This is a genomic window from Streptomyces sp. NPDC048338 (assembly GCF_043201055.1).
Classification (GTDB): Bacteria; Actinomycetota; Actinomycetes; order Streptomycetales; family Streptomycetaceae; genus Streptomyces.
Genome location: NZ_JBICYQ010000006.1, coordinates 234,899 through 261,244, shown reverse-complemented (window position 1 = coordinate 261,244; position 26,346 = coordinate 234,899). Strand labels below are relative to the sequence as shown.

At 72.2% G+C, this 26,346-nt stretch carries 18 protein-coding genes and 1 pseudogene; 1 reads left to right on the top strand and 18 read right to left on the bottom strand.

Annotated features, from left to right (window positions below):
- Nucleotides 1-20: 20 nt before the first annotated feature.
- The 18 genes and pseudogenes from ACGFZF_RS16590 to ACGFZF_RS16505 all read right to left on the bottom strand — a co-directional run bounded on the left by ACGFZF_RS16590 (nucleotide 21) and on the right by ACGFZF_RS16505 (nucleotide 22,266).
- On the bottom strand, nucleotides 21-1,148 hold the full coding sequence (locus ACGFZF_RS16590) for a pectinesterase family protein (protein ID WP_393554629.1): 1,128 nt from the start codon (nucleotides 1,146-1,148) through the stop codon (nucleotides 21-23).
- A 181-nt stretch (nucleotides 1,149-1,329) separates the two neighbouring features.
- The gene (locus tag ACGFZF_RS16585; protein WP_393554627.1) at nucleotides 1,330-2,619 is read right to left on the bottom strand and encodes a polysaccharide lyase family 1 protein; all 1,290 of its coding nucleotides are present in this window, start codon (nucleotides 2,617-2,619) and stop codon (nucleotides 1,330-1,332) included.
- The gene (locus ACGFZF_RS16580) at nucleotides 2,616-3,443 is read right to left on the bottom strand and encodes a rhamnogalacturonan acetylesterase (protein ID WP_393554625.1); all 828 of its coding nucleotides are present in this window, start codon (nucleotides 3,441-3,443) and stop codon (nucleotides 2,616-2,618) included. Before ACGFZF_RS16580 ends, ACGFZF_RS16585 begins: the two co-directional genes overlap by 4 nt.
- Nucleotides 3,440-4,780 (bottom strand): ABC transporter substrate-binding protein, encoded by a 1,341-nt coding sequence (locus ACGFZF_RS16575; RefSeq protein ID WP_393554928.1) that lies wholly within the window; start codon nucleotides 4,778-4,780, stop codon nucleotides 3,440-3,442. Before ACGFZF_RS16575 ends, ACGFZF_RS16580 begins: the two co-directional genes overlap by 4 nt.
- Nucleotides 4,781-4,916: 136 nt before the next feature.
- Nucleotides 4,917-6,426: pseudogene (locus ACGFZF_RS16570) on the bottom strand (family 43 glycosylhydrolase).
- Between the two features lie 8 nt (nucleotides 6,427-6,434).
- Nucleotides 6,435-7,277, bottom strand: coding sequence for a PmoA family protein (locus ACGFZF_RS16565; RefSeq protein WP_393554623.1), 843 nt, complete (start codon nucleotides 7,275-7,277; stop codon nucleotides 6,435-6,437).
- Entirely contained in the window at nucleotides 7,274-8,437 is a 1,164-nt protein-coding gene (locus tag ACGFZF_RS16560) for a Gfo/Idh/MocA family protein (RefSeq protein ID WP_393554621.1), read from the bottom strand. The genes ACGFZF_RS16565 and ACGFZF_RS16560 overlap by 4 nt, the downstream gene beginning before the upstream one ends.
- Nucleotides 8,434-9,327 (bottom strand): carbohydrate ABC transporter permease, encoded by an 894-nt coding sequence (locus ACGFZF_RS16555; RefSeq protein WP_393554926.1) that lies wholly within the window; start codon nucleotides 9,325-9,327, stop codon nucleotides 8,434-8,436. The genes ACGFZF_RS16560 and ACGFZF_RS16555 overlap by 4 nt, the downstream gene beginning before the upstream one ends.
- A 17-nt stretch (nucleotides 9,328-9,344) precedes the next feature.
- Nucleotides 9,345-10,307 (bottom strand): carbohydrate ABC transporter permease, encoded by a 963-nt coding sequence (locus ACGFZF_RS16550; protein WP_393554924.1) that lies wholly within the window; start codon nucleotides 10,305-10,307, stop codon nucleotides 9,345-9,347.
- Nucleotides 10,308-10,399: 92 nt separating this feature from the next.
- Complete coding sequence (araD, locus tag ACGFZF_RS16545; protein ID WP_393554619.1) at nucleotides 10,400-12,166, bottom strand: L-arabinonate dehydratase; 1,767 nt, start codon at nucleotides 12,164-12,166, stop codon at nucleotides 10,400-10,402.
- On the bottom strand, nucleotides 12,163-13,065 hold the full coding sequence (locus ACGFZF_RS16540; protein ID WP_393554617.1) for a dihydrodipicolinate synthase family protein: 903 nt from the start codon (nucleotides 13,063-13,065) through the stop codon (nucleotides 12,163-12,165). Before ACGFZF_RS16540 ends, araD begins: the two co-directional genes overlap by 4 nt.
- Before the next feature lie 2 nt (nucleotides 13,066-13,067).
- Nucleotides 13,068-13,709 (bottom strand): GntR family transcriptional regulator, encoded by a 642-nt coding sequence (locus tag ACGFZF_RS16535; RefSeq protein WP_393554615.1) that lies wholly within the window; start codon nucleotides 13,707-13,709, stop codon nucleotides 13,068-13,070.
- A 1,268-nt stretch (nucleotides 13,710-14,977) separates the two neighbouring features.
- Nucleotides 14,978-16,084 carry an aldose epimerase family protein gene (locus ACGFZF_RS16530; RefSeq protein ID WP_393554613.1) on the bottom strand — a complete coding sequence of 369 codons (1,107 nt, stop codon included), beginning with the start codon at nucleotides 16,082-16,084 and terminating at the stop codon, nucleotides 14,978-14,980.
- 62 nt (nucleotides 16,085-16,146) lie between these two features.
- The gene (locus ACGFZF_RS16525; RefSeq protein ID WP_393554611.1) at nucleotides 16,147-17,202 is read right to left on the bottom strand and encodes a LacI family DNA-binding transcriptional regulator; all 1,056 of its coding nucleotides are present in this window, start codon (nucleotides 17,200-17,202) and stop codon (nucleotides 16,147-16,149) included.
- A 134-nt stretch (nucleotides 17,203-17,336) separates the two neighbouring features.
- Complete coding sequence (locus ACGFZF_RS16520; RefSeq protein ID WP_393554609.1) at nucleotides 17,337-18,392, bottom strand: ABC transporter permease; 1,056 nt, start codon at nucleotides 18,390-18,392, stop codon at nucleotides 17,337-17,339.
- Nucleotides 18,389-19,360, bottom strand: coding sequence for an ABC transporter permease (locus tag ACGFZF_RS16515; protein ID WP_393554608.1), 972 nt, complete (start codon nucleotides 19,358-19,360; stop codon nucleotides 18,389-18,391). Before ACGFZF_RS16515 ends, ACGFZF_RS16520 begins: the two co-directional genes overlap by 4 nt.
- Complete coding sequence (locus tag ACGFZF_RS16510; protein WP_393554606.1) at nucleotides 19,357-21,030, bottom strand: sugar ABC transporter ATP-binding protein; 1,674 nt, start codon at nucleotides 21,028-21,030, stop codon at nucleotides 19,357-19,359. Before ACGFZF_RS16510 ends, ACGFZF_RS16515 begins: the two co-directional genes overlap by 4 nt.
- Before the next feature lie 150 nt (nucleotides 21,031-21,180).
- On the bottom strand, nucleotides 21,181-22,266 hold the full coding sequence (locus tag ACGFZF_RS16505) for an ABC transporter substrate-binding protein (RefSeq protein WP_393554604.1): 1,086 nt from the start codon (nucleotides 22,264-22,266) through the stop codon (nucleotides 21,181-21,183).
- A gap of 592 nt (nucleotides 22,267-22,858) precedes the next feature.
- Here ACGFZF_RS16505 and ACGFZF_RS16500 point away from each other — a divergent pair.
- Nucleotides 22,859-26,149 (top strand): LamG-like jellyroll fold domain-containing protein, encoded by a 3,291-nt coding sequence (locus ACGFZF_RS16500; protein ID WP_393554603.1) that lies wholly within the window; start codon nucleotides 22,859-22,861, stop codon nucleotides 26,147-26,149.
- Nucleotides 26,150-26,346 lie beyond the last annotated feature (197 nt).

The window sequence follows — 26,346 nt, the reverse complement described above, 5'->3', positions numbered from 1 at the left end:
CCTTCTGCCGACGGTCGACGTCACCGCGCCGGGGCCGGGCGCCAGTCCTCGAGGTACGTCTCCCGGGTCGCCGACCGGGCCGCGGTCCGGGAGAGCTGCGGCCGGTTCTCCGGGACGGTGATCCGTGCGCCCGGGCCGGTGTTCCGGAACTCGGCGAAGCGCTGCTCCTGCCACGGAGCGCTGTCCCGCATGTTCGCGTACGGGGCCACCGCGTCGATGCCGGCGCCGAGGACGCTGTCGCGCACGACGAGGGAGGGCCGCGCCGTCGGGTCCGAGCTCGGCACCCAGGGCCGGGCCAGCTTGTGGAAGCCGGCGGGAGCCGCACTGCTCACCCGGCAACGGCTGACCAGGAAGCCGTACGGGTTGTCGCGCGCCGTGGACGGGGCGAGGACGAAACCGAACGGCGGGGCCGTCAGGTCCGGCCGGTCCAGGGTGCGGAACCGGCAGTGCTCGAAGACCGCGCGGGCCCGGCCGAAGACGAAGTCGACGTCGCCCTCGACGTGACAGTGCGCGAAGTACTGGCGGGCGACGGTGGCGAGCGCCGTCGAGTCGGCGTAGAGCGTGTCCTGGTGCCCCAGGAAGCGGCAGTGGAAGAACGCCGACCGGTCGCCCTGCACCTTCAGGGCGACGGCCTGCGTGCCGGGGTTCCCGGGGAGGTCGGTGCGCAGGAAGTCGTTGGCGAAGGTGACGCCCTGCGCGGTGAAGCCGTCCGCCTGGACAGTGGTGGTGGCGGAGCCGGAGGTGCCGTGGGTGCCGCCGTCGGGCCGGGGCGTGCCCGCCGCCGTGTCGTGGACGACGGTCACGTCACGAGGGTCGCCGGTCGCGCCGATCCAGGTCATGCCGGCACGCGCGGTGCCGACGGCGACCCTCTCGCGGTAGACGCCCGGGGCGATCACCAGCGTCCAGCCGGCGCCGCTCGTGGCGTCCACCGCCGCCTGGACGCCGGTGTGGTCGCCGAGGCCGCCGGGATGGACGTACAGCGTGCGTGCGTCCCGCCGGGCGGCGGGGGAACCGAAGCGGCCGAACGGCGCACCGCCGGGGCGCGCGGCCGCCGGCGCCGCGGGCAGCGCGAGGGCGAGCGCGGTGCCGGTGCCGAGGCCGAGCAGGGAACGGCGGCCGACGGCCGCCCGTGCGGGATCCGCGGGCATGCGGAAGCTCCTTCGCTGGGCGTGAAGAGAACGGAGGGAGAGGCGGGCTCCACGGGAGAGGTGCGCGACGCCGGGAGGCGGCGGGCGGAGGGCGGCGAACGGGCCGTGGACCCGCGAGAGGTGCCGTCGCCGGACCGGTCTCGGGGGTACGCCCCGGGCGCCGCCTTCCGCCGGCGCCCGGTCAGCGCAGCCGGCCGGCGCCCGCCCGGTGGCCGACGAGTCCGGGCACCGCCTGCGGGGCGTCGACCCGCGTCCGCAGGACCGGGGTCCATCCGGCGCCCTCGCGCAGGATCTCGGCCGGGTACTGGGCGTTGTGCACCGCGAGCAGGTCGACGGGCGCGCGGTTGACGAGGTTGTCCTTCGTGGTGACCGGTGCGTCCTTCCACTTCTTCAGGATCTGTCCGACCGGGACGTCCGGGCCGAGGGTGAACGCGTTCCTCTCCGCGACGAGCTGGGACTCCTGCCCGATGCCGAAGCTGTACACGTAGCCGGGACCGGGCACCACGAAGTGGTTGTTGTACGCGTCGACCTTGCCGAAGCGGACCCGGGGCGCCCGCTCGCCGACGTCGGAGAACAGGTTGTGGTGCAGCGTGACCCGCAGCCTGTCCCGGTCGGTCGCGCCCGCGCTGTCGCTGTTGCCGATCATCAGCGTCTTGTCGTGGTCGGCGAAGACGTTCCAGGAGACGGTGACCAGGTCCGCGCCGCGCACGACGTCCAGTTCCCCGTCGTGCTGCTGGTAGATCTCGCCGTAGTACGAGGGCAGCGAACTGTCCGGGTGGGCGCCGTCGGTGAAGGTGTTGTGGTCCACCCACACGTGGGTGGAGCCGTACACCACCATGCTGTCGTACTCGGAGTTCCAGGCCCCCGTCGCCCCGTCCGTCGGGTCCCACTGCGGGAAGCAGTCGAGCGGGCTCTCCAGTGCGAGGTTGCGGATCACGACGTTGTCGACGCCCTGGATCTGGAGGCTGCCCCCGGTGATGCCGGCGTTCCGGCCGACCCCGACGATCGTGGTGTTGGCCGGCACGTACGCCTTGATCGCCTTGCCCTGGGCCGCCGCGGACGCCGCCCGCAGCACCTCCTGGGGGCCGCTGACCTCGGTCTCGTACCCCCAGACCGCCGGGTCGTAGTCGGCGAGGTAGCGGGCGAAGTCGTAGCCGGCGGCCTCGAAGGCCGCGCAGCCCGCGGAGGTGGCGTCCAGCGTGCCGCGCACCTTCACGATCCGGGGCTCGGTGCCGGGGACCGCGAGCGCGGTCCGGAGCTCCTCCCAGGTGGAGACGGTGAAGACGCGCGAGGCGACGGCCGCCGCCCCGCCGCTCGTTCCGGTGCCCTCCGACGCCCAGCCGTCCCGCGCCGGCAGGGTCTGGCGGGCCGGATCGTGCCCGCCGTGGGCCGCCGCCGGCGTGGCGAGGCCGCCCGTGACGCTGAGGACGAGGGCGGTGGCGCCCACCACCCATGACTGCGTGTGTCTCATGCTCGGCTCTCCTCGGGATCGGGCCAGGTGATCCACTCCGTGGGGATCTCCTGGTCGAGTCGGCGCGTGTCTCCCGGTGCGAGGACACGCGTGTGCAGCAGCGAGGCCGCGACCAGCCGGGCCACGGCGATCGCGCCCGGCGGGTTGAAATGGGTGTTGTCCTGCTCGGTCGGCGTCCAGTTGAAGTACGCCTTCGTCGTCTCCGGGCCGAGCTTCCGCCACAGCGCCAGCGACTGCTCCTGGACGTCGAGCAGGGCGACCCCTTCCTCCCGGGCCACCTCCCGCATCGCGGCCGGGTACTCCCCGTGCGTCCGCAGGGCCGTACCGTCCGCGGCGAACCTGCGCCGCTCGACGGAGGTGGCCAGCACGGGCAGGGCCCCGCGCTCCCGGGCCCCTTCGACGAACAGACGCAGGTTGTCCTGGTAGGAACCCCAGGGATCGGTGTACCGGCCGGGATCCTCGGTCTTCTGGTCGTTGTGCCCGAACTGGACCAGCAGCAGGTCGCCCGGACGGATCGCGGCCAGGATCGGGTCCAGCCGCCCCTCGTCGAGGAAGCTTTTGGTGCTGCGCCCGTTGACGGCGTGGTTGGCGACCTCGGCGCCCTTGTGCAGGAAGAAGGGGAGCGCCATGCCCCAGCCGGTCTCCGGGGCGGCGTCGGCGTACTTCTGCGCGGCGGTGGAGTCGCCGGCGAGGTGGACGGTGCGCATACGGTGGGGTCCTCGGGGTCGGTGCGCGGCCGCGGTGGCGGCCGTGACGGGGGCCGCGGCCAGGGCGAGCGCGAGGCCCGCCCCGGCCGTGACCGACCGGCGGCGAGTGAAGGTCACTTCGCCTGTGACTTCCACTCGGCCTGCGCCGCGTTCAGCTGCTCGGCCAGGCTGCTCAGGAACTCCTTCGCCGTGGACTTCCCGAGCAGGACCTTCTGGAAGGCGGGCTCGTTGTCGGCCTTGGAGATGGTGTTCCAGTCGGGCAGGTAGTACGGCAGCTGCACGATCGTGGCCTTGCCGCTGAAGAGCGCCTCGGCGGCGAGCTTCGTCGGCTCGGCCTTCCCGATCCACGCGTCGCCGGCCGCCTCGGTGTTGGCCGGGATCGCGCCCGCCGACTCGTTCCACTTGCTGTTGGAGGCGTGCGAGGCGGCGAACTCGATGAACTTCCAGGCGGCGGCCTTGTTCTTGCTCGACGAGAAGAGCCCGAGGCCGTCGACCGGGTTGGAGACCTGCACCCGGGTGCCGTCGTCCATGGTCGGGTTGGGGATGCCCCGGAACTTCTCGGTGCCCAGGGCCTTCACGTGGTCCTTGTACGAGCCCAGGTTGTGGTTCAGCATGCCGATCTCGCCGCTGTCCCACTGGGCGACCATCTTGGTGAAGTCGTTGTTGACGTCCGCCGCGGGGGTGTTCTTCTTGAACAGGCCCACGTACTTCTCCAGCGCCGCCACGTTCGCCGGGTCGTCGACGGTCGTCCGGTCGCCGTTCCAGAAGCTCTTGATGCCGCTCTGGCCGTACATGGCGTCCAGGGCCTGGGCGATGGAGCCCGCGCCGCCGCGGATCGTGTAGCCGAAGCGGTTCTTGTCCTTCTGCGTCAGCTTGTCGGCCGCCGCGTAGAACTTCGACCAGGTGGTGGGCTCCTCGAGGCCGGCCGCCTGGAAGAGGTCCGTGCGGTAGTAGAGGACGCCGTTGCTCGCCGAGGTGGGGACGGTGAACATCTTCCCCTGGCCACCCGCGGACTTCACGCTGTCGACCATGCCCGCGTTCAGCCTGCCCTTCAGCGAGCTGCCGTCGATCCGGGCGTCGAGGGGCTCCAGGGCGTTCTGCGCGGCGATGCCGGCGAGCATCGCGGCCCCGACGCCGCCGACGTCCGGCAGGCCGCCGCCCTGGATCGCCGTGTCGTACTTGGACTGCACCTCGGTCGAGGCGATCCCGACGTACGTCACCTTGATGTCGGGGTTCTTCTGCTCGAAGTCCTTGATGATCTCCTTCCAGACCTCGGTGCGCACACCGCCGTTGTTGTCCCAGAAGGTGATCTCTCCCTTGCCCGCGCCCTCGTTGCCCTTGTCGCCGGCCGCGCCGCTGCCGTCGTCACCGCAGGCGGTGGCGGTCAGGGCGAGCACGGTGGTCAGGGCCAGGGCGGAAGCGGCTCTGCGCCGCCCGTTGCGGAAGATGGTCATCATCGGCTCTCTTCTCTCGGGTCTTGCGGGGGTGGTGGGGCGTGAGGGGTGTGCTGAAGGCCGCTCGGGGGAGCCGAGCGGGCGGGGACGTGTGCCGGGGGCGAGGGGCGGGGTGCGCCCGGTGGTCCGGGCGGGTTCAGGGGCTGACGCGGAAGGAGGTGAACGCGGCGGTGCCGGCGGCGCCCGTACCCGGTGGCGCCGCGGCGAAGAGGCCGAGCAGGGCCCCGACCCAGCGCCAGGGCGTGGCGGCGAAGACCTGCCCGCAGACCGTGAAGTCCGCGCCGTCCGCGGAGGCGTACGAGAAGCGGACGCGCGCTCCGGACAGGAGCTCGATCCGCAGCCTGACCCGGTCGCCGGGAGCGGGCCGCGGGGCCGCCGCGTCCCGCTCCTCCTCGGCGTTCGCCGGCGCGAACCGGTGCACGAGGCGTACCGAGCCGTCGGCGGTGCGCTCCAGCCCGATCCAGGCGTACGCGTCGCCGAGCACCACCAGCCCGGCACGGGCGCCCGGCGACCCGCCCGCGAGCCGCAACTCCACCTCGACCGTGCCCGGCCTGGCAGGCAGCCGCTGGGTGAGCAGGTGCGGCAGCGCGCGGAGATCGTCGATCCGCTCCGTGCGGCCGCAGTCGAGCCACAGCCCGTCGCCGGAATGGTGGGTCGTCCAGCCGTCCACGGGGTTGGCCGTCCACTGCCACTGGCGTCCGAACCGGCCCCCGGGGAACAGGTCGTCCGTGGCGGGCGCGGACTGCGGCTGCTCCGGCAGGGCGGGCTTGGCGTGCACCGGCGCCGAGCACCGGCCACCCGTCGGCACCCCAGCGCATGGGCTGGAGATGGACGAGCCGCCCGTACGCCCCGCGCTGCTGGAAGTGCACGAACCAGTCCTCGCCGTGCTGCGTCCGCACCCAGCCGCCCTGGTGGGGGCCGTTGACCTCGGTGTCCCCCTGCTCCAGGACGATCCGCTCCTCGTACGGCCCGAAGAACGACCGCGAGCGGAACGCCCCCTGCCAGCCGGTGGCCACACCGCCCGCCGGGGCGAGGATCCAGAACCAGCCGTCGTGCCGGTACAGCTTCGGCCCTTCGAGCGTGAACCAGCCGGGGATCCGGTCCGCGTCGACGATCGTCCGCCCGCCGTCGAGGAGCCGCTCGCCGTCCGGACTCATCCGGTGCCCGGTGAGCCGGTTGCTGACCCCCGAACGCGACTTGGCCCAGGCGTGCACCAGATACGCCTCGCCCGTCTCCTCGTCCCACAGCGGACACGGGTCGATGAGTCCACGACCCGCCTTCACCAGCTTCGGAGTGCTCCACGGCCCGCGCACGGACGAGGAGTTCACCTGCCAGATGCCGTGGTCCGGGTCGCCCCAGAAGATCCGGAACCGGCCGTCGTGATGGCGCAGGGAGGGAGCCCACACCCCGCCGTCGTGCCGGGGGACCGCGTACGCGGCCTCCGGCGGAAGCCGGTCCAGCGCGTGCCCGACGAGCGTCCAGTTGACCAGGTCCCGGGAGTGCAGCAGCGGCAGTCCGGGGACCCGGCCGAAGCTGGAGGCGGTGAGGTAGTAGTCCTCGCCGACGCGCAGCACGTCCGGATCGGACCAGTCCGCGGCCAGGACGGGATTGCGGTAGGTCCCGTTCCCCAGGTCTCCGGTGCGCACGGCCCCCTTCACGCCGCCACCGCCTCGCGCACCGCGGCCGCGGCGCCGGCCCGGTCGAGCCGGCCGTCCGCCACCACGACGACCACCCGCCGGACGAGCGTTCCGCCGGGCGGGACGACCAGCCGGTCGGCGTGGGCGAGGGAGGAACCGACACCCGGGTACTCGGCGGCCCGGACGAACCACGGATCGCGCCGGGTCTCCTCGGTCGCCCCCGCGAAGACCAGCGTCCAGCCCTCGCCGGCCAGCGCCACCCACTCCGACCGCCGCCCGTGCACGGCCCGCTCGCCCGCCGCGTCCGCGCCGAAGACGTCCGGAGCGGTCGCCTCCCGGGGAGCGCGCCAGAAGAAGCCCCCGTAGGCCGCGCCCGGGCGCCCGTTGGTGGCGGGACTGCCCAGCGACAGCCCGCGGCCCGACACGTCGGTCAGCGAGAAGGTGAGGTCCAGCGCCCAGGCGGCCCCGCCCACCTCCGCCGTCGCCACGGTCCGGGTCTCCCGCAGGAGCACCCGGTCCCCGGCGGACCAGCTCAGCTCCTCGACGAAGCCGCCGGGCCCCGACCGCCGGAAGCCGTCGTGCCGCTGCTCACCGTGGTTGTCCAGAGCCGCCGGTCCGTGGTCGCGGACGAAGGTCCGCCCACCCCAGAAGTTGTGCCCCGCCACATCCGGCACGGCCACGCCCGCACCCAGGTGGTGCGGATGGTCCTCGGGCATCAGCTCGGTCACCCGGACCCCGCCCAGCGTGGTGACAGGGTGCAGGAACGGCCGGGGGGAGTGACGCGGATCCAGTTCCGGCCGGGTGACGTACCGCGCCACCGGGCGGCCGGCGCAGCACAGCTCGATCGAGTCGGGCTTCATCGCGTCTCCACCGTGGTCGGCAGCGCCCACGGGGCGCCGAGTTCGGAGTAGAGGCCGAGGGTGTCGGCGCTCGCGTCGACGAGGGCGTCGACGCCGTGGACGATCCGCCGCGGCGCGGCCCCGGACGCATCGACGCGCCAGCAGGCGTCCGGCAGCCGCACCGGGTCCGGCGCCAGCCGGACCGCCTCCACGACCCGCATGAACGCGCCGGTCTCCTCGGGCGGCACACACAGCGCCTCGCCGCCCGTCACATGCCCGACCAGGTTCTCCAGCAGGTCGGTGCGGCCGTGGACGGTCTCCTCCGGACCGTGCCCGCCCCGCTGGAGCAGCACCCGGTCCTGCTTGTACCAGAAGGTGATGCGGCCCCGGGTGCCGTGGACCACCACGTACGGCTCGGAGTTCGTCTCGGCGCACAAGGTCGCCGCGACGGTGACCGGGACACCCCGGGCCGTCCCGATCCGCACGCACGACGTGTCGTCGGACTCGATCGCGTACGCCCGCAGCAACTCGGGCTCGATCGACACCACGTCCTCGGCCCGCGTGCTGCCGGCGAGCGCGAGCGCGGTGGCCACGGCGTGCGCCAGTGGGTTGGTCAACGCGCCGTCGACCACGTCGACACCCTCCATGCGCCGCCGCCCCGCCCAGGGCGAACGCCGGAAGTACGCCTCGTCCCGCACCCACGCCCCGGCCGCGCCGACGCCGAGCAGCTCACCGACCACACCGTCCGCGATCAGCTCCCGGAGGGCGGGAACGGCGTGCGAGCCCAGCGACTGGAAGCCGATCTGGCACGCCACGCCCGCCGCCGCGACGCCGTCCGCCATCCGGCGGAACTCCGCGAACGACGGCGCCGGCGGCTTCTCCAGGAGCAGGTGCGCCCCGTGCCCGGCCGCGGTCAGCGCCAGGTCCGTGTGCGTCTGGATCGGCGTGCAGACCACCGCGATCCGGGCCCCGGTGGCGGCCAGCAGATCCCCGAGGTCGGCGGACTGCTCCGGTGCGCCCGGGCCCTCCAGCTCCGCGGCGTCCAGGGGGCGCAGTTCGCAGACGCCGGCCAGGCGCACCAGGCCCAGGCGTTCGAGCCGCCGGATGTTGAGCAGGTGCGTGCGGCCGTGGCCGCGCGCACCCGCCAGGACGACGGGCAGCGGGGTGCGTACGGCGCTCATCCCTTCACCGCCCCCGCGCTGAAGCCGGTGACCAGCCACTTCTGGATGAAGGCGAACACGACCACGACCGGTACGGCCGCGATGACACCGCCCGCCGCGAGCGCCCCCAGGTCGACGCTGTCCGCGCCCATGAGGGTGTTCAGGCCGACCGGGATCGTCTGCTTCTCCTGGCTGCTGAGGAACATCAGCGCGAACAGGAAGTGGTTCCAGGCGTGCACGAAGGCGAAGGAGCCGACGGCCACCAGACCGGGGCGCAGCAGGGGCAGCACCACGATGCGGAACGCCGCGAAGCGGCTGCAGCCGTCCACCCAGGCGGCCTCCTCCAGGGAGTACGGCACGTTCTTGATGAAACCGCTGATGAGGATCATGGACAGCGGGAGCTGGAAGACGGTCTCCGCGATGATGACGCTGCCCAGCGAGTTGATCATCCGCAGGTTGGCGAAGATCTGGAACAGCGGGACCAGCAGCAGCGCGCCCGGGACGAACTGGGAGCACAGCAGGGCCAGCATGAACCCCTTCCTGGCGCGGAAGTCGAACCGGGCCAGCGCGTATCCGCCGGCGAGCGCGATCACCGTCGTCATCACCAGCGTCGCCAGACCGATCAGCAGACTGTTCTGGAAGAACGTGGCGAAGCTGCGCTCGGTCCACACCTTCTCGAAGTGCTCGGTCGTCATCGGCCACGGCACGAGCGAGGTCGAGCCCGCCGGCCGCACGGCGAAGAGCAGGATCCAGTAGAAGGGGACGAGGGTGAAGAGCAGGTACACGCCGAGCGGCAGATAGATCTGCCAGCGCGGGACCTCGTCCCAGGCCCGGCGGCGCCGGCGGGGTGCGGTCGGCCGGGCGGGGGCCGGGGGCCCGGCGGCCTGCGCCGCCGACTCCGCGGCCGGGATGCGGATGTCCTGGGCCGTCACTTGCTCTCGCCTCCGAACTTGCTCAGGCGCAGATAGACCATCGAGCAGAAGAGAAGGATCACGAACGCCACCGTCGTCAGGGCGGAGGCGTAGCCGAAGTTGTGCGCGTCGACGCTGGTGTTGGCGATGTACAGCGGCAGCGTCGTCGTCTCGCCCGCCGGCCCGCCGCCGGTCAGCGTGTAGAGGAGGTCCACGTTGTTGAACTCCCACACCGCCCGCAGGAGGGTGGAGAGGACGATCGCGTCCTTCAGGTGCGGCAGCGTGATGTGGACGAACTGCCGCAGCCGTCCCGCCCCGTCGACCTCGGCCGCCTCGTACAGGTCCTTCGGCACGGACTGCAGGTCGGCGAGGATGAGGATGGCGAAGAACGGGACACCCCGCCACAGGTCGGCTACCACCACCGCCGAGAAGACGGTCGACGTGTCGGACAGCAGCGACGTGCCGTACTCGCCGATCCCCAGGTCCGCGAGGTAACGGGTGATGCCCGTCTGGGAGTTGTAGAGCAGGACCCAGATCGCGGAGGTCAGCACACCGGAGACCGCCCAGGGCGAGAACACCAGCGCGCGTCCCAGGGCGCGGCCCACGAAGGTCTGGTTGACGATCAGTGCGAGCGCCAGACCGAACAGCAGCTGCAGGGTCACCTCGACGGCGACCCACTTCAGGCTGAAGGTCAGCGTCCCCCAGAACTGCGGGTCCTGCGTGAAGATCCGGGTGAAGTTGTCGAAGCCGGCGAAACCGTTCCGCCACGGCTTCGTGGGGTTGTAGTGCTGCAGGCTGTAGTAGAAGACGCTGAGCACGGGATAGGCGATGAAGCCCAGCATGAGCAGCGCGGCGGGCGCGATCAGCAGGTACGGCAGACGGCGGGGGGTCGATCCCGTGCGGCGGCGACCGGATGCCTCGGGGGCCGGGGCGGCCCCGGGGGCCTTGGGCGGTTGGGCCACGGCTGAGGCCATGACGATGGCTCCGTTCTCGGTACGGACGGCTCGTGTGAAGTGCCTCGCGGGCGGTGTGCGGCGGCGCGCCCGCCGGCCTGGGCGGGATCGCCGGCGGCTCAGCCCGCGTACGGGTCCGGGGTCGTCCCGGGACGCGCCAGGAAGGCGAAGTCGCAGCCCGTGTCGGCCTGGGTGATCTGCTCCTGGTACAGGGCCCCGTAGCCCCGCTCGTACCGCTCCGGCGGCGGCGTCCACGCCGCGCGCCGGAGCGCCAGCTCCTCGTCCGGCACGTGCAGGTGCAGCGAGCGGGCCTCGACGTCGAGGGTGATGGCGTCGCCGCTGCGGACCAGGGCGAGCGGCCCGCCGACGTGCGACTCGGGCGCGACGTGCAGCACGCAGGTGCCGTAACTCGTCCCGCTCATCCGGGCGTCGGAGATCCTGACCATGTCGCGGACCCCCTGCTCCAGCAGGTGGCGGGGGATCGGCAGCATGCCGTACTCGGGCATCCCCGGACCGCCCTTCGGACCCGCCCCGCGCAGCACCAGGACGTGGTCGGCGGTGATGCCGAGCGCCGGATCGTCGATGGTCCGCTGCATCGTGCGGTAGTCGTCGAAGACGACCGCGGGGCCCGTGTGCTTGAGCAGATGCGGCTCGGCCGCGATGTGCTTGATCACCGCGCCGTCGGGACACAGGTTGCCGCGCAGGACCGCGACCCCGCCCTCCTGCGCCAGGGGCCGCTCGCGCACCCGGATCACCTCGTCGTTGTGCACGAGGGCGCCGTCGAGCTGCTCGCGCAGCGTGGCGTGCGAGACCGTGGGCCGGTCCAGATGCAGCCGGTCGGCGAGCCGGGACAGGAAACCGGGCATGCCACCCGCGAAGTGGAAGTCCTCCATGAGGTACCGGCCGCCCGGACGGAGGTCGGCGAGCACGGGCACGGTCCGCGCGATCCGGTCGAAGTCGTCCAGGGTCAGGCGCACTCCGGAGCGGCCCGCCATCGCGATCAGATGGATCACCGCGTTCGTCGAACCGCCGAGGGCCAGCACGGCGGCGACCGCGTCCTCGTACGCCTCCCGCGTCAGGATCGAGGAGAGCCGGACGTCCCGCCGCACCAGGTCCACGATCCGCAGGCCGGAGGCCGCCGCCATCCGGTCGTGCCCCGAGTCGACCGCCGGGACGGACGAGGCGCCCGGCACCGTCACCCCCAGGGTCTCGGCCGCCGCGGTCAGCGTGGACGCCGTCCCCATCGTCATGCAGTGCCCCGGGGAGCGGGCCAGCCCGCTCTCCAGCTCGGCCAGCTCGCAGTCCCCGATCAGACCGGCCCGCCGGTCGTCCCAGTACTTCCACATGTCCGTGCCCGAACCCAGGGTCTCCCCGCGCCAGTGACCCGGCAGCATCGGGCCCGCCGGCACGAAGACCGTCGGCAGGTCCACCGACGCCGCACCCATCAGCAGCGCCGGGGTCGACTTGTCGCACCCGCCCATCAGCACGGCGCCGTCCACCGGATAGGACCGCAGCAACTCCTCGGTCTCCATGGCCAGCAGATTGCGGTAGAGCATCGGGGTCGGCTTCTGGAAGGTCTCCGACAAGGTGGAGACCGGGAACTCCAGCGGGAAGCCGCCCGCCTGCCACACCCCCCGCTTCACCGCCTGCGCGCGGTCGCGCAGATGGACATGGCAGGGATTGATGTCCGACCACGTGTTGAGGATCGCGACGACCGGCTTGCCCAGGTGCTCCTCGGGCAGATACCCGAGCTGCCGCGTGCGCGCCCGATGGCTGAACGAACGCAGCCCGTCCGTCCCGTACCACTGGTGGCTGCGCAGCTCCTCGGGAGCACGCACCCGGCCCCGCTCCCCGGACTCCCGGTCCAGGTCCTCGCGCCCGCTCACGCCTGCCACCCCGCGGCTATCGCGGCGACCTCGGCACGCTGCGACTCGGGCAGCTCCCGGCTCGGCGGACGGATGTCACGACGGCACAGACCGAGCGACGACAGGGCCTCCTTGACGACGGTCACGTTGTCCGCACTGCCGTTGGCCGCCCGCAGCTCCTCGAAACGGCGGATCTGCTCCCAGACCTTCATGGACCCCGGATAGTCTCCCGCCCGCAGCGCGGACAGCATCTCCAGCGAGACGGACGGGGCCACGTTGACCAGCCCCGAGGTGAAACCGGTGGCACCACCGGCGAAGTAGGAGGGGGCGTACGGCTCGGCGAGCCCCGCCACCCAGACGAACCTGTCGAGCCCCGCGTCCCGGGCGAAGCCCGCGAACCGGGCCGCGTCCGCGACGGCGTACTTCACCCCCACGACGTTCGGGCAGACCTCGCCCAGCTCCGCCAACCGCTCCCCGCCGAGCACGGCGTTGCGGATGTACGGCACCACCCCGAGCTCCGGCACGGCCTCGGCGATGGCCCGGTGGTAGTCCACCCAGCCACCCTCCGAGACGTACGGGTGCACGGGCTGGTGCACCATCAGCATCTGCGCCCCGGCGGCGCGGGCGTGCCGGGCGGCCTCGACCGCGGTGGGGACGTCGTGGCCGACGCCGACGAGAATCGTGGCCCGGTCGCCCGCCTCGTCGAGGGTCAACTCCGTCACCCGACGGCGCTCGTCGGGGGTCAGGGCGTAGAACTCGCCGGTGTTGCCGTTCGGGGTCAGGGTGCGCACGCCGCCGTCGAGCAGCCGGCGCAGAAGGGTGCGATGCGCCGCCGTGTCGAGCGTGCCCTGCGCGGTGAACGGCGTGACGGGGATCGCGACGACGTCGGCGAGAGCGGCCTTCAGGAGTTCGAACGTCATGGTCACTCACCGCTCCGGGGGAAGGCGCGCTCGACGAACGAGGCGATGTGGTCGTGGACCGCGCGGCCCGCTCCGGCGACGTCGCCGGAGCGGGCCAGCCGCAGGATCTCCTCGTGCTCGGCCGCCTCCCGCTCCCAGGAGGGCACGGCGGCCCAGGCCACCGTCGAGACGAGGGCGGCCTGGTCGCGCACCTCGTCGAGCATCCGGCCGAGCAGCGGGTTGCCGCAGGGCAGGTACAGCGCGCGGTGGAAGTCCCGGTTCGCCAGGGAGCGTTCGGCCTGGTCCTCGGCGGTGGCGGCCCGGTGCAGCGCGTCGTGCGCGGCGTCGAGCGGGGCCCCGGTCGCCACGGTGCGGCGCACGGCTTCCGGTTCCAGCAGCAGCCGCACGTCGTAGACCGCGCGGGCCATGTCCGCGTCCACCATCCGCACGGTGACGCCCTTGTACTGGCTCATCACGACCAGTCCGCTGCCGGCGAGCGTCTTGAGGGCCTCCCGCACCGGCGTCTTCGACACCCCGAAACGCGCGGCGAGTTCGGTCTCCACCAGGGCCTGCCCCGGTCTCAGGCCGCCGGTCAGGATGTCGTGCTTGATCGCCTCCAGGACGAACTGGGTGCGGGACGGGATGGGGCTGGGGGCGAAGGTCATGACGCACTCTCAGATCTCATGTATCGCGTCTCATATATGACGTACGAAGTGCAACGTCGATGAAGCTAGGGGGGTGTTGAGAGTTCGTCAATGCTTTGCGCAGGACTTTCAGAAAGCGCTTACTGGGGGGGGGTGGGCGCTTGGGGCCGGGCGGTCTTGGAGGGTGCGGGTTTTGGGGCGTTGGGGCCGGGGCTCTTGTCGGCTTCTGGTGGTTGGCCGCCCTCTCTCCGAGTGTGGCAGCCGGGTCCGTGCCCTCAAGGGCGCTCCTTCGTCGCGTCGCTGCGCGATGGCCTTCGGCCACCCTTGACCGCCCGGTCCCGGCTGCCTTTTCACACTCGGAGGGCGGCCCGGGGAGGGGCCAGCCGGGGGGTTCGGGGTGCCCCGGGCGCCGTCGGCGGCCGAAGGCTTTCGGGGTGGCTTCCCGCATTCATTGAATGGGGTGACCCGGCACGGCTTAGCGGCAATTCCTCGTGTCTTGGCGGGGATTCATGCCCCGCTGGTCATTCCCGGTGGTGGGTGATCCCTGATCCGAGGAGGACTTGGGATGGTTGCCGACCCGGGCGGGCCATCGCCGTCGCCCTGCATCCGGCCCCTGGCCGGTGCGGTGGCAGTGCCCTCTCCCTCTCTCCGAATGACGCTAAGGCGTACATTACCTGCGGTAACCTGGGCAGGATAAGGGACTTAGCAGGCATATCGGACTCTCGGGGGGCTTAATGTACGCCGTAGCGTCATCGGGCAGCCGATCCCAGACTGCGTTGGGACGGGTGGGGTGGATGGGATCCGCCCTGGCCCGAGCTGGCGATGACGGTGGCGGATTCGGCTTCACCCCCACCGGACATTGACCAGCGGGGCATGAATCCCAGCCAGGAATCGAGTCGCATCCGCTAAGCCGTGCCCGACTGCCCCATTCAATGGGTGCGGGAAACCACCCCCGGACCCGACGGGGGCCGACGGCGCTGCGCGCCCCCGGCCCCCCGCCTTGGACCCCCTCCCCGGGCCGCCCTCCGAGTGTGAAAAGGCGGGTGAAGGCGACGGGTCAAGGGTAGAGCGAAGCGACATCGGCGAAGCCGACGCGACGAAGGAGCGCCCTTGAAGCGGCGCCGTAACCCGCCACACTCGGAGAGAGGGCGGCCAACCACCAGAAGCCACCCAAGACCGGCCCGCCCCCAAGAGCCAGGACCCGCCCCCGCAAGCGCCCGCCCCTCGGGCTCCCACCCCACCCCCGGCGCAGCCGGTCATCCCCCGGCGCAGCCGGTCATCCCCCGGCGTCAGCCGGTCATCCCCCCGGTGTCATCGCCCGTCCCCCTCGCGAGGTGCGGGAAGCGGAACTCGGTGCGGCGGCGGGCGGTTGTCCCCGGGCGCAGGACGGAGCTCGGATAGTCGGCCCGGTTCGGGGCGTCGGGGAAGTGCTGGGTCTCCAGGCACACCGCGCCGTGGCGTTCCAGAGGCCGCCCCGTGGCGTCGGTGAGCGAGCCGTCCAGCTGGTTGGCGGTGTACACCTGCACGCCCGGCGCCGTGGTCCACACCTCCATCACGCGGGTCTCCGCCGGAGCCGCGAGCCGGGCGGCGCGCCGCAGCCGCCCCGTCTCCTGTCCGGACAGGGCCCAGCAGTGGTCGAACCCGCCGGCGCGCCGGATCTGCGCGTCCTCGTCGGCCAGGACGCGCTCGCCGAGCGCCCGGGGCGACGTCAGGTCGAAGGGAGTGCCCGCCACCTCCGCGAGGGGCCCGAGCGGGATGCCCTCGGTGTCCACCGGCAGGTAGGCCGAACCGTCCACCTGGAGGGTGTGCCCCAGGACGTCGCCGTTCGCGGCCAGGTTGAAGTAGGCGTGGTTGCTCAGGCTGACCACGGTCGCCCGGTCGGTGGTCGCCGTGCACTCCAGCGACAGTGTTCCGGCCGCGTCGAGGGTGTACGTGGCCGTGACGTCGAGCGCGCCGGGGAACCCCATGTCCCCGTGGGGACTGTGCAGGTCCAGCCGGAGCGCGGCCGTGTCCCCGTCGGTGAGGGGGGTCGCGTGCCACACCTTCGTGTCGAAGCCCTCCGGGCCGCCGTGCAGGGCGTGGCCGCGGTCGTTGACCGGTACCTGGTGGGTGGCGCCGTCGAGGACGAAGCGGCCGTGGGCGATGCGGTTGGCATAGCGGCCGATCAGGGCGCCGAGGTAGGGGCTCTTCTCGGCGTACTGGTCGAGCGAGGGGAGCGACAGGACGACGGAGTCGGTGCGGCCCCGGGTGTCGGGCACGCCCAGCGTGTGCAGGATGCCCCCGTAGGTGAGGATCTCGGCGTACACACCGGAGCGGGATTCCAGCCGCCACAGGTCGACGTCGTCTCCGCTCGGGGCGGTGCCGAAGGGCCGGTGGCCGATGGTGGGTCGGGGCATGTTGAGTCCTCGGGGCAGGCGGATGGCCGGCCGGAGCCGGGGCGGGGAAGTGCGGGACGGGGTCAGCCGTCGGCGGCCGGTTCGCCGCCGCCCTGCGGCGCGACGGTGTGGCCGCCCCCGGTGGACTCCCTGACGACGAGCCGGTATCCGGGTCTGATCCGGCGCGGCTCGGACACGGTCGCGCCGCCGAGCCGTTCGACGAGCCGGTCGACGGCGAGGCGGGCGATGGCCTGCTTGTCGGGCGAGACGGTGGTGAGGCTGATCGCGCCGAAGCGGCTCTCCTCGATGTCGTCGAAGCCGACCACGGCGACGTCCTCGGGGACCCGCAGACCGCGTTCCTTGAGGGTCCGCAGGGCGCCGAGGGCGATGAGGTCGTTGTACGCGAAGACGGCGTCGGGACGGGCCCCTCGTTCCAGGAGGGCCGCCATGGCCGCGGCTCCGTCGGTGCGGCCGTACCCGTCCGTGGCGACGACCAGCGCCTCGTCGGGCTCCAGGCCCGCCGCGACGAGTTCCTCCCGCCAGCCCCGCAGTCGCAGGTGCGCGGGCTGCCGTTCGCGGCCGGTGCGGGAGCCGAGGAAGGCGATGCGGCGCCGGCCCAGGTCGAGCAGGTGCCGGACCGCGGTGCGGGCCGCGGCGATGTTGTCGATGGCGATCTGGTCGTAGGGCGCGTCGTACTCGCGCTCGCCGAGCAGCACCAGCGGCGAGGTCTCCTGCCGGGCGAGGAGGTCGGCGGTCTCCAGGTGGATGGGGCTGAGGATCAGCCCGTCGATGACGTGGGAGCGGAACTCCTGGCAGACCAGCAGCTCCCGCTCCCGCAGCCCTGCCGTGTGGTCGACGAGCACGGTGTAGTCGTGCTGGGCGGCGGCGTCGATGACCGCGCCGGCCAGCTCCGCGAAGTAGGGGTTGCCGAGTTCGGGGACGGCGAAGGCGATGATGCCGGTGCGGCCCTTGCGCAGGTGCCGGGCGGTGAGGTTCGGCCGGTAGCCGAGCTCGTCGATGGCCTGCTGCACCTTGGCGCGCATCTGTGGTGTGACGTGGGGATAGTTGTTCACCACGTTGGACACGGTTTTGATCGACACGCCCGCCCGCTGCGCGACGTCCTTGAGGCTGACGCCCACGGAACTCCTCTGGTTCGGCTCTGATCGGCTGGGGGCCGGCGGTGCGGGGTGCCCGGTGCGGTCGGGGCGCCCGGGAGGGCGCTCCGTGTACCGGGACCCCGGCGGCCGGGCGTCCGGGTGGGGTTCGTCCCGTGTCAGAGCGTTCTTCGGCTGCGTGAAACGTACCGCTGTGCGACGACGACGAGGATGAGAAACCCGCCGCTGACCACCGACTGGTACGAGGAGTTGAGCGAACCGATCTGGTTGATCAGGTTCTGGATGACGGCGAGCAGCAGGACTCCCCACAGGGTGCCGCTGACGGAGCCGGCGCCGCCGACGAGGAGTGTTCCGCCGATGACGACGGCGGCGATCGCGTCGAGTTCCATGCCGGTGCCGATGATGGTGACGCCGGAGGAGAGCCGTGCGGCGTTGACCGCGCCGGCGAAGCCCGCGAGCAGGCCGCTGAGCAGGTACACCGTCACCTTGGCGTGGGCGACGGGCAGCCCCATCAGGGTGGCGGCGTCGCTGCTGCCGCCGACGGCGAACAGGGTCTGGCCGAAGGAGGTGCGCTGGAGGACGATGCCGCCGGCGCCGAAGAGGGCGAGCGCGACGAGGATCGGGTAGCCGAAGCCCGCGATGCTGCCCTGGCCGAGGGTGGCGAAGGCCGAGTCCTTGGGGACCAGGTAGGTCGTGGCGCCTTCGTCGGTGAGGGCGAGCAGCAGCCCGCGGGCGCCGAGCAGGGAGGCGAGGGTGACGATGAAGGGGGCCATCCCGGCCCGGGCGATGAGCAGTCCGTTGAGGCAGCCGATCGCTCCGCAGGCCACGAGCGGGACCAGCAGCGCCGCCAGCAGGCCCCACTGCGAGGCCCAGGCGGCGAGGACGCCGCCGAGGGCGAAGACGGAGCCGACGGACAGGTCGATGCCGCCGGTGATGATCACCAGGGTCATGCCGAGGGCCACGATGGCCAGGAACGACGCCTGCACCGTCACGCCGCGGGCGTTGTCGAGGGTGGCGAAGGTGGGGTAGGCGAACGATGCGATGACGACGACGAGGAGCAGGACGGCGAGCACGCCCTGACGCTGGACGAGCGAGGCGAGGCGTTCCCGGCCGGAGACCTCGGTGCCCGCGCGGTCCGTGACGGCGGTGCCCTTCGTGGGCGCGGGCGCCGGGGCGCCCGTCCCCGAGGAGGCCAGGGGTGAGGTGAGGTTCATCGGGATCGGCGCTCCCGTGCGACGTAGACGGCGGCGATGATGATGGCCGCCTGGGCTATCTGGGCGGTGGAGTCGGGCAGGTCGTGCTTGACGAGCGTGGCGCGCAGCAGCTGCATGAGCAGCGCGCCGGCGACGGTGCCGAGCACGCGGATGGAACCACCGCTGAGCGGGGTCCCGCCGACGACGACGGCGGTGATCGCGGACAGCTCCATGAGGGTGCCCAGCGACGACGGGTCGCTCGCGGTGAGCCGGGCGGTGGCGAGGACGCCGGCGAGCGCGGCGAGCACTCCGCACAGGACGTAGACGCCGGTCAGTACGCGCTTGACCGGCAGTCCGGCCAGGGCGGCTGCGGAGCGGTTGCCGCCGATGGCGACGATCTGGCGCCCGAACGTGGTGCGGTGCACGAGGAAGGCCACGGCGAGGGCCAGCACGGCCGCGACGAGGACCACGAGCGGGATGCCGAGCAGGCTTCCGGTGCCCAGCGACAGCAGGTCGGGGTTGACGATCTGCTTGAGTTGACCGTCCGCCATGACGAGGGCGAGGCCGCGTCCGCCGACGAAGAGGGCCAGGGTGGCGACGATGGGCTGGAGCCCCACGACGGACACCAGGGTGCCGTTGATCGCGCCGACCACGGCGCCGGCGAGCAGCGCGATCAGCAGGGCGGGCACGAGGCCGTAGCCCAGGTACAGCGGCAGCAGCGCCGCCGCCAGCGCCATGGCGGAGCCCACCGACAGGTCGACTCCCTCCGTGCCGATCACCAGGGCCATGCCGAGGGCCACGATGACGATCGGGGCGACCTGGATGAGCTGGGTGCGGAGGTTGTCGACGGTGAGGAAGTGCTCGGTGAAGAACGCGTTGAAGAGCAGGAGCGCGGCCACCGCCGCGTACACGCCGTACTCCTGGAACCACGCGGGGGCGCTCAGCCGTGCGGTGCCGCGGGTCGGTGCCGCGGTCGCCTGGGTGGTCATCGGGGGTCCTCCTCGCCGGCGGCGGCCGGGGCCGGGGCCGGGACGTGCGGTGCGGCCGCCGGGGCGTCGTCGCCCTCGGCGGGGTGGGCCGCGGGCGTGGCGGCGGGGGAGTGGTCGGCGAGCACGGCCAGCAGGGCGTCCTCCGACACCTGGTCGCCGGTCAGCTCGCCGGCCGTGGCGCCGCTCCTGAGGACGACGATCCGGTCGGAGCCTTCGACGAGCTCCTCGATGTCGGAGGAGATGAGCAGGACGGCGAGCCCCTCCTGGGCGAGTTCGTCGATGAGGGCCTGGACCTCGGCCTTGGCCCCGACGTCGATGCCGCGGGTGGGCTCGTCGAGCAGCAGCACCTTGGGTTCGAGGCAGAGCCAGCGGGCCAGGAGCACCTTCTGCTGGTTCCCGCCGGACAGTTCGCCGACCTTCTGCTCGGGGCTGGACGCCTTGATGCGCAGCCGCTTCATGAAGATCTCGACGACCCGGTCCTGCTGCGCGCGCGAGACGATGCCGGCGCGCGAGAGCCGGGGGAGGGCCGCGAGCACGATGTTCTCGCGGACCGAGAGTCCGGGAACGATGCCTTCGGCCTTGCGGTCCTCGGGCAGCAGGCTGATCCCGGCGCGGATGGCGCCCGCGGAGGAGAACCGGCCCAGCGGGGTGCCGTCGATGCGGACCTCGCCCGCGTCCAGCGGCAGCGCTCCGGCCAGCGCCTTCGCGGTCTCGCTGCGGCCGGAGCCGAGCAGACCGCCGAGGCCGAGGACCTCGCCGGGGTGCAGTTCCAGCGACACGTCGTCGAGCTGGTGCTTCCTGAGCAGGCCGGTGGCCGTCAGGACGGGCTTGCGGGCGATGTCGTGGCCCTCGTCGCCGAAACTCGTCACCCCGTGCCTGCGCACCTCGGAGATCTCCCGGCCGAGCATCATGGACACCAGCTGCATGCGGTCGAGTTCGGCCAGGTCGCCGGTGTGGATGTGCCGGCCGTCGCGGAGCACGGTGACGCGGTCGCAGATCCGGTAGAGCTCGTCCATGCGGTGGCTCACGTAGACGACGGCGATGTTCTTGCGCCGGAGGTCGCCGATGACCCGGAAGAGGGTCTCCACCTCGCGGGGTTCCAGCGAGGAGGTGGGTTCGTCCATGACGACCACATGGGCCTCGACCGACACCGCGCGCGCGAGCGCGACCATCTGCTGGGTGCCGATGCCCAGGGTGTGCAGCGGCCGGCGCGGGTCGACGGTGACGCCGAACCCGTCGAGGAGCTTCCCGGCCTCGGCGTGCATGCGGCCGAAGTCGATGAGGCCGAAGCGGTTCTTGGGTTCGCGGCCCAGGAAGATGTTCCGGGCCACGCTCATCAGCGGGACCAGGTTCACCTCCTGGTAGATCGTGGAGATGCCGGCCTGCTGCGCCTCGAAGGGGCGGGAGAAGTGGACCGGCGCCCCGGACAGCAGCAGTTCGCCGCTGTCCGGCCGGTGCACGCCGGTCAGTACCTTGATCAGGGTGGACTTGCCCGCGCCGTTCTCGCCGACGAGCGCGTGCGTCTCGCCGGCGCGGAGGGTGAACGAGACGTCGTCGAGGGCGACCACGCCGGGGAAGCGTTTCCCGACGCCGCGGGCCTCCAGCACCGTCGGCGCGGCCGAGGGCTCGGTGCCGCTCGCCGCGGACGCTGCCGCTTCGGGGGGTGCCATGAACGTGGCCTTCCGGAGATGGATCGTGTGGATGGGTGCGGGGCCGCCGGGGGCGGGGAGGCCGGAGGGCGGCCCCGCTGCCCGGGAGGTGGCCCGGGGCCGGCCGCGGTCCGCGGGGGCTCCGCGGGCGGCCCGGGGCGCGTCCTCGGGTCAGTACGCCCCGCCGAGCGACGACTTTGCGTTCGCCGGGTCGTAGGCGCGGTCCGAGATGATGACGTCCTCGGGGATGCCCTCGCCGGAGTAGAACTTCTGGGCGGTGGCGAAGGCGAGCGGGCCGAAGCGCGGGTTGGACTCGATGACCGCGTTGAGCTCGCCGTTGGCGAGGGCCTGCACGGCGTTGCGGGTGCCGTCGATGGACACGATCTTGATGTCCTTGCCCGGCGCCTTGCCCGCCGCCTTCAGCGCGGTGACGGCGCCGAGCGCCATCTCGTCGTTCTCCGCGTAGACCGCCGTGATGTCGGGCTTCGACTGGATCAGCTGCTCCATCACCTGCTGGCCCTTGTCGCGGGCGAACTCCCCGGTCTGCTGGGCGACGATCTCCAGGCCGGGGGCCTGGGCCTTGACCTGGTCGACGAAGCCCTTGGTGCGGTCGGTGGTGACGCTGTTGCCGGACGAGCCGAGCAGGATGGCGACCTTGCCCTTGCCGCCGGTGGCCTTGATCATCGCGTCGGCGGCCCGCTTGCCCTGCTCGACGAAGTCCGAGCCCAGGAAGGCCAGGTAGTCCTTGCACGCCGAGGCGTTGACCTTGCGGTCGATGGTGAGGACGGGGACCTTCTTGGCCGCGGCGGCCTGGAAGGCCGGTTCCAGGCCGTCGGAGTTGAGCGGGGCGACGATGAGGAACTGCGCGCCCTGCGCCAGCATGTCCTGGATGTCGCTGATCTGCTTGGAGAGCTGCGACTGGGCGTTCGTGGTGAGCAGCTTCTTGACGCCGATCTTGGCGGCCTCGTCCTTGATGGACTGCGTCTCCGCGATGCGGAAGGGGTTGGCCTCCTTCTCCGACTGGGAGAAGCCGACGACCGCGTTCTTGAGGTCCAGCTTCGGGGCGCCGTACGTGGTGAGCGTGCAGCCGGGGCCGGCGGACGCGGAGGGGGTCTGGACCGTCTGCGCGCCCTGGCTGCTGTCGCCGCCGGCGTTGTCCGTGGTCTCCGACTTGGCGCAGCCGGAGAGGGCCAGCGCCGCGGTGGCGGCGACGACGCAGGCGACGGCGAGCGTGCGGGATCTCTGCGGAAGGGTCATCTCGGGACACTCCTTGGCGGGGGACAGCACCGCCGAGTGGCGTGCGGTCGCGCGGTGTGGGAAGGCGGAGCCGGTCTGCCGCGACGGGCCGGCAGACCAGGGTCGGCACGGCCTCGATCTCGCGAGATCAAGGCCCTGGCCTGGGCGTATCAAGGTGCGGAGCAGCCGCCTGGCAGATCGGCGACTCCGGCTTTACAACGTTATAACCGCGTCGCGCGGGGCGCGGCAAGAGTCCGGGGCGACGTTTCCGGAATGTGTCCGAGGAGGCGGGTCGCCCGACGGGGCGCGGGACGTGACGGGGCGTCGGCCGAGTCGGCGCGGGGGGTCTGGACAGCCGCCGGACGGCGTGCTGTCATTCCGCTGCACACAGTTTTCCAACGTTGGAATGACGGTCGGCCGTCGCCGGTGGCACCTCCTGCGCCGGCAGCGCGCCCGACCGTGACGCCGTCGGCCGAGCCCGCCGGCGCGACTGTGCGGCAACCGCCGGGCGCCCGCGCCCCGGAGGCGAACATGGCGCCTCGCCGGGGCACTCCAGCCGTCACACCTGTTCCGGGTTCCGGCTCCGATTCCCCTCTCTACGAGGAAAGATTCGATGACACGACGACACACCCGCCCCCGAACCAGAATGTGGGCGCTGCTGACCGCGGCGGCCCTGGTGCTTCCCACGAGCACCCTGATCCCCACCGCGTCGGCCGCGGAGCCGGCCGGACCCGCCTCCGCGCATGCCGCCGAGAACGCCCAGGGCGCCGAGGACGCGGCCATCGAGGTGCACGGCCTGAAGGGCGAGTACTTCAGCATGTCGGCACCGGGCGCCCGGGACTTCGCCGAGCTCGGCGGCACGTCCCTCGACCCGCAGATCGACTTCTCCGGCCTGACCGGAACGTTCCAGTCGCTGACCGGACGGTCCGAGCACACCACCGCCCGGTGGACGGGCCGGATCGAGGCGCCGGCCACCGGCGACTACACCTTCCACGGCATCGGCGACAACGGCTTCCGGCTCTTCATCGACGGAAAGCCGGTCATCGACCACTGGATACCGGACTGGGACAGGGAGCAGACCAGCGCGCCGGTCCGGCTCACCGCCGGCGAGAAGCACGACTTCCGCCTGGAGATGTTCCAGGACGTCGGCGGCGCCAACATGTTCCTGCGCTGGTCGAGCCCGACGATGCCCAAGCAGCTCGTCCCGGAGTCGGCCTTCACCCCGCCGGCCGACTTCGAGGTCTACCCGGTCGAGTCGGCCGTTCCGGCGAGCGGCCGTCAGCTGCGCCTGCGGTTCGACGGCCGGGTGTCCGGCCTGGCGGCGGTCAAGGACCACCTCACCGTCGAGGCCGACACCACGCCGATGCCGATCCGCTCCGTCGCGGTGGCACCGGACGACCCGAACACCGCGCTCGTCACCCTCGCCGAGCCCATCCAGAAGAACCAGCGGGTCCGGGTCGTCTACGACGGCCAGGGCGGCCTGAAGAACGGGGACGAGACCGTCCCGCAGATCCTGCGCTCGGCGGCCAACGCGTCCACCCACCGGCTCACCACCGAGTGGGGCGACAAGCTCGACGAGAAGAACCCGCTGCCGGAGTACCCGCGCCCGCAGCAGGTGCGTGCCAAGTGGAAGAACCTCAACGGGGCCTGGCAGTTCGCCGGCGCCGCCGCCGGCGAGCAGCCGGTGTTCGGCAAGGACCTCGACGAGAAGATCATCGTGCCGTTCCCGGTGGAGTCGCAGCTCTCCGGCCTCGAGCGGCACGAGGACCACATGTTCTACCGCCGCCTGGTGAACGTCCCCAAGGACTGGAAGGTCGGCGCGGCCGGCAACGGCAACCGGCTGAAGCTCAACTTCGGGGCGGTCGACTACCAGGCCCGGGTCTGGGTGAACGGCAAGCAGGTCGCCGAGCACACCGGCGGGTACAACGCCTTCAGCGCCGACGTCACCGACGCGCTCAAGGGCACCGGGCCGCAGGAGGTCGTCGTCGCGGTCACCGACACCGGCGGCGCGAACCAGCCGACGGGCAAGCAGTCCACCGCCCCGGGCGGCATCTTCTACACCCAGTCGTCGGGCATCTGGCAGACGGTGTGGATGGAGCCCGTCGCCCCCGTGTCCATCGACGACGTCGTCACGACGCCCGACATCGACACCGGCAGCCTGGCGGTGACGGTCGCGTCGGACGACGCCGGTGCCGGCGCCCGCGTCGAGGCCGTCGCCCGTGACACCCGCGGCAAGGTCGTCGGCCGGGTCAGCGGCCCTGCCAACAGCGAACTGCGTCTGCCGGTGACGAAGCCGCACCTGTGGAGCCCGGACGACCCGTACCTGTACGACCTCCAGGTGAGGCTCACCGACGGGAAGTCGGCCGACACGGTCGACGGCTACTTCGGCATGCGGAAGATCGGGATCGAGAAGGTCGGCGGCTTCCAGAAGCTGGTGCTCAACAACAAGCCGGTCTTCTCCCTGGCCACGCTCGACCAGGGGTTCTGGCCGGACGGCCTCTACACCGCGCCCAGCGACAAGGCGCTCGCCTTCGATCTGGAGGCGCACAAGAAGCTCGGATTCAACGCCGTGCGCAAGCACATCAAGGTGGAGTCACCGCGCTGGTTCTACCACGCGGACCGGCTGGGTCTGCTGGTCTGGCAGGACTTCGTCTCGGGCAACCTCACCGACGAGACGGGACAGCGGGCCTTCGTCGACCAGGGCCGCGAGATGATGCGCCAGCACCACGATTCCCCCGCCGTCATCGGCTGGATCGTCTTCAACGAGGGCTGGGGCGAGTGGAACCGCGACGAGACCGGCCGCATCACCGAGTCCGTCAAGGCCGCCGACCCGTCCCGTGTCGTCAACGCCCACAGCGGTGTCAACTGCTGCAACTCCAAGGGTGACTCCGGCAAGGGCGACATCCTCGACCACCACGACTACAACAACACCGACCCGGCCTTCCCCGACCATCGCGCCGCGATGGACGGCGAGCACGGCGGCTTCACCCTGCGCGCCCCGGGCCACATGTGGCCGGGCGCCCCGACGGTGATCTACAGCGGTGTCGCCGACAAGGAGGCGCTGACCCGCAAGTACGTGGAGAACACCGAGAAGTTCTACCTGGAGGCCGCCGGGGCCGAACTCTCCGGTTCCGTCTACACCCAGATCACCGACCTGGAGAACGAGCTCAACGGCCTCTACACCTACGACCGTCGGGACATCAAGGTCGACCCGGTGCGGGTGCGTGAGGTCAACCGCAGGATCATCGCGGCCGGCGCCGCCGCGGGGGAGCGCGACCAGCTGAAGGGCGGCGGCTCCTGGGCCCTCGACGAGGGCAGCGGCACCACCGCGCGGGACACCGGCCCCAACGCCGAGCCCCTGACGCTCACCGAGGGCACCACCTGGACGCCCGGAGTCAGCGGCAGCGCGCTGAAGTTCGACGGCCAGGGGCAGTACGCCCAGACCGACGGGCCCGTGCTCGACACCACCACGAGCTACTCCGTCTCCGCCTGGGCGACGCTCGACGCCCTTCCCGGCAACTACGCGACCGTCGTGAGCCAGGACGGCCGCCGGCAGGAGAACCCCTTCTACCTCCAGTACGGACAGGGCGCCTTCGCCTTCAGCACGCCCGGCGGGAACCGCGCCCGCTTCGTGACCGCGCCGGAGACGGGCCGCTGGTACCACCTGGTGGGTGTGCGCGACGCCGCGAGGAACGAGATCCGGCTGTACGTCGACGGTGCGCTCGTCGCCACGGCCGTCTCCGGGCCGGCCGACGTCGGCACCGGGCCGCTCTCCGTGGGCCGTGCCAAGTGGGGCGGCGGGAACGTCGACTTCTGGAACGGGTCGATCGACCAGGTCCACGCCTACGACAAGGCGCTCTCCTCCGAGGAGGTGGCCGCGCTCCACGCGAGCGAGAAGCCCTAAGGCCGCTCCGGGCGCCGCGCGGTGCGAGCCGTGCGGCGCCCGAGCACCCCGGCGCACGGGCATCGGCCCGGGCGCCGGGGGCTTCCGCCTGCCCGGCGGCGGTCCGGACGGTGCCGTGACCGACGGCCGAATCTTGGTATGGACCTGACAATCGATCGCCGCTAGCGTGGCGTCGACACTCTGTGAGAGCGCTCTCA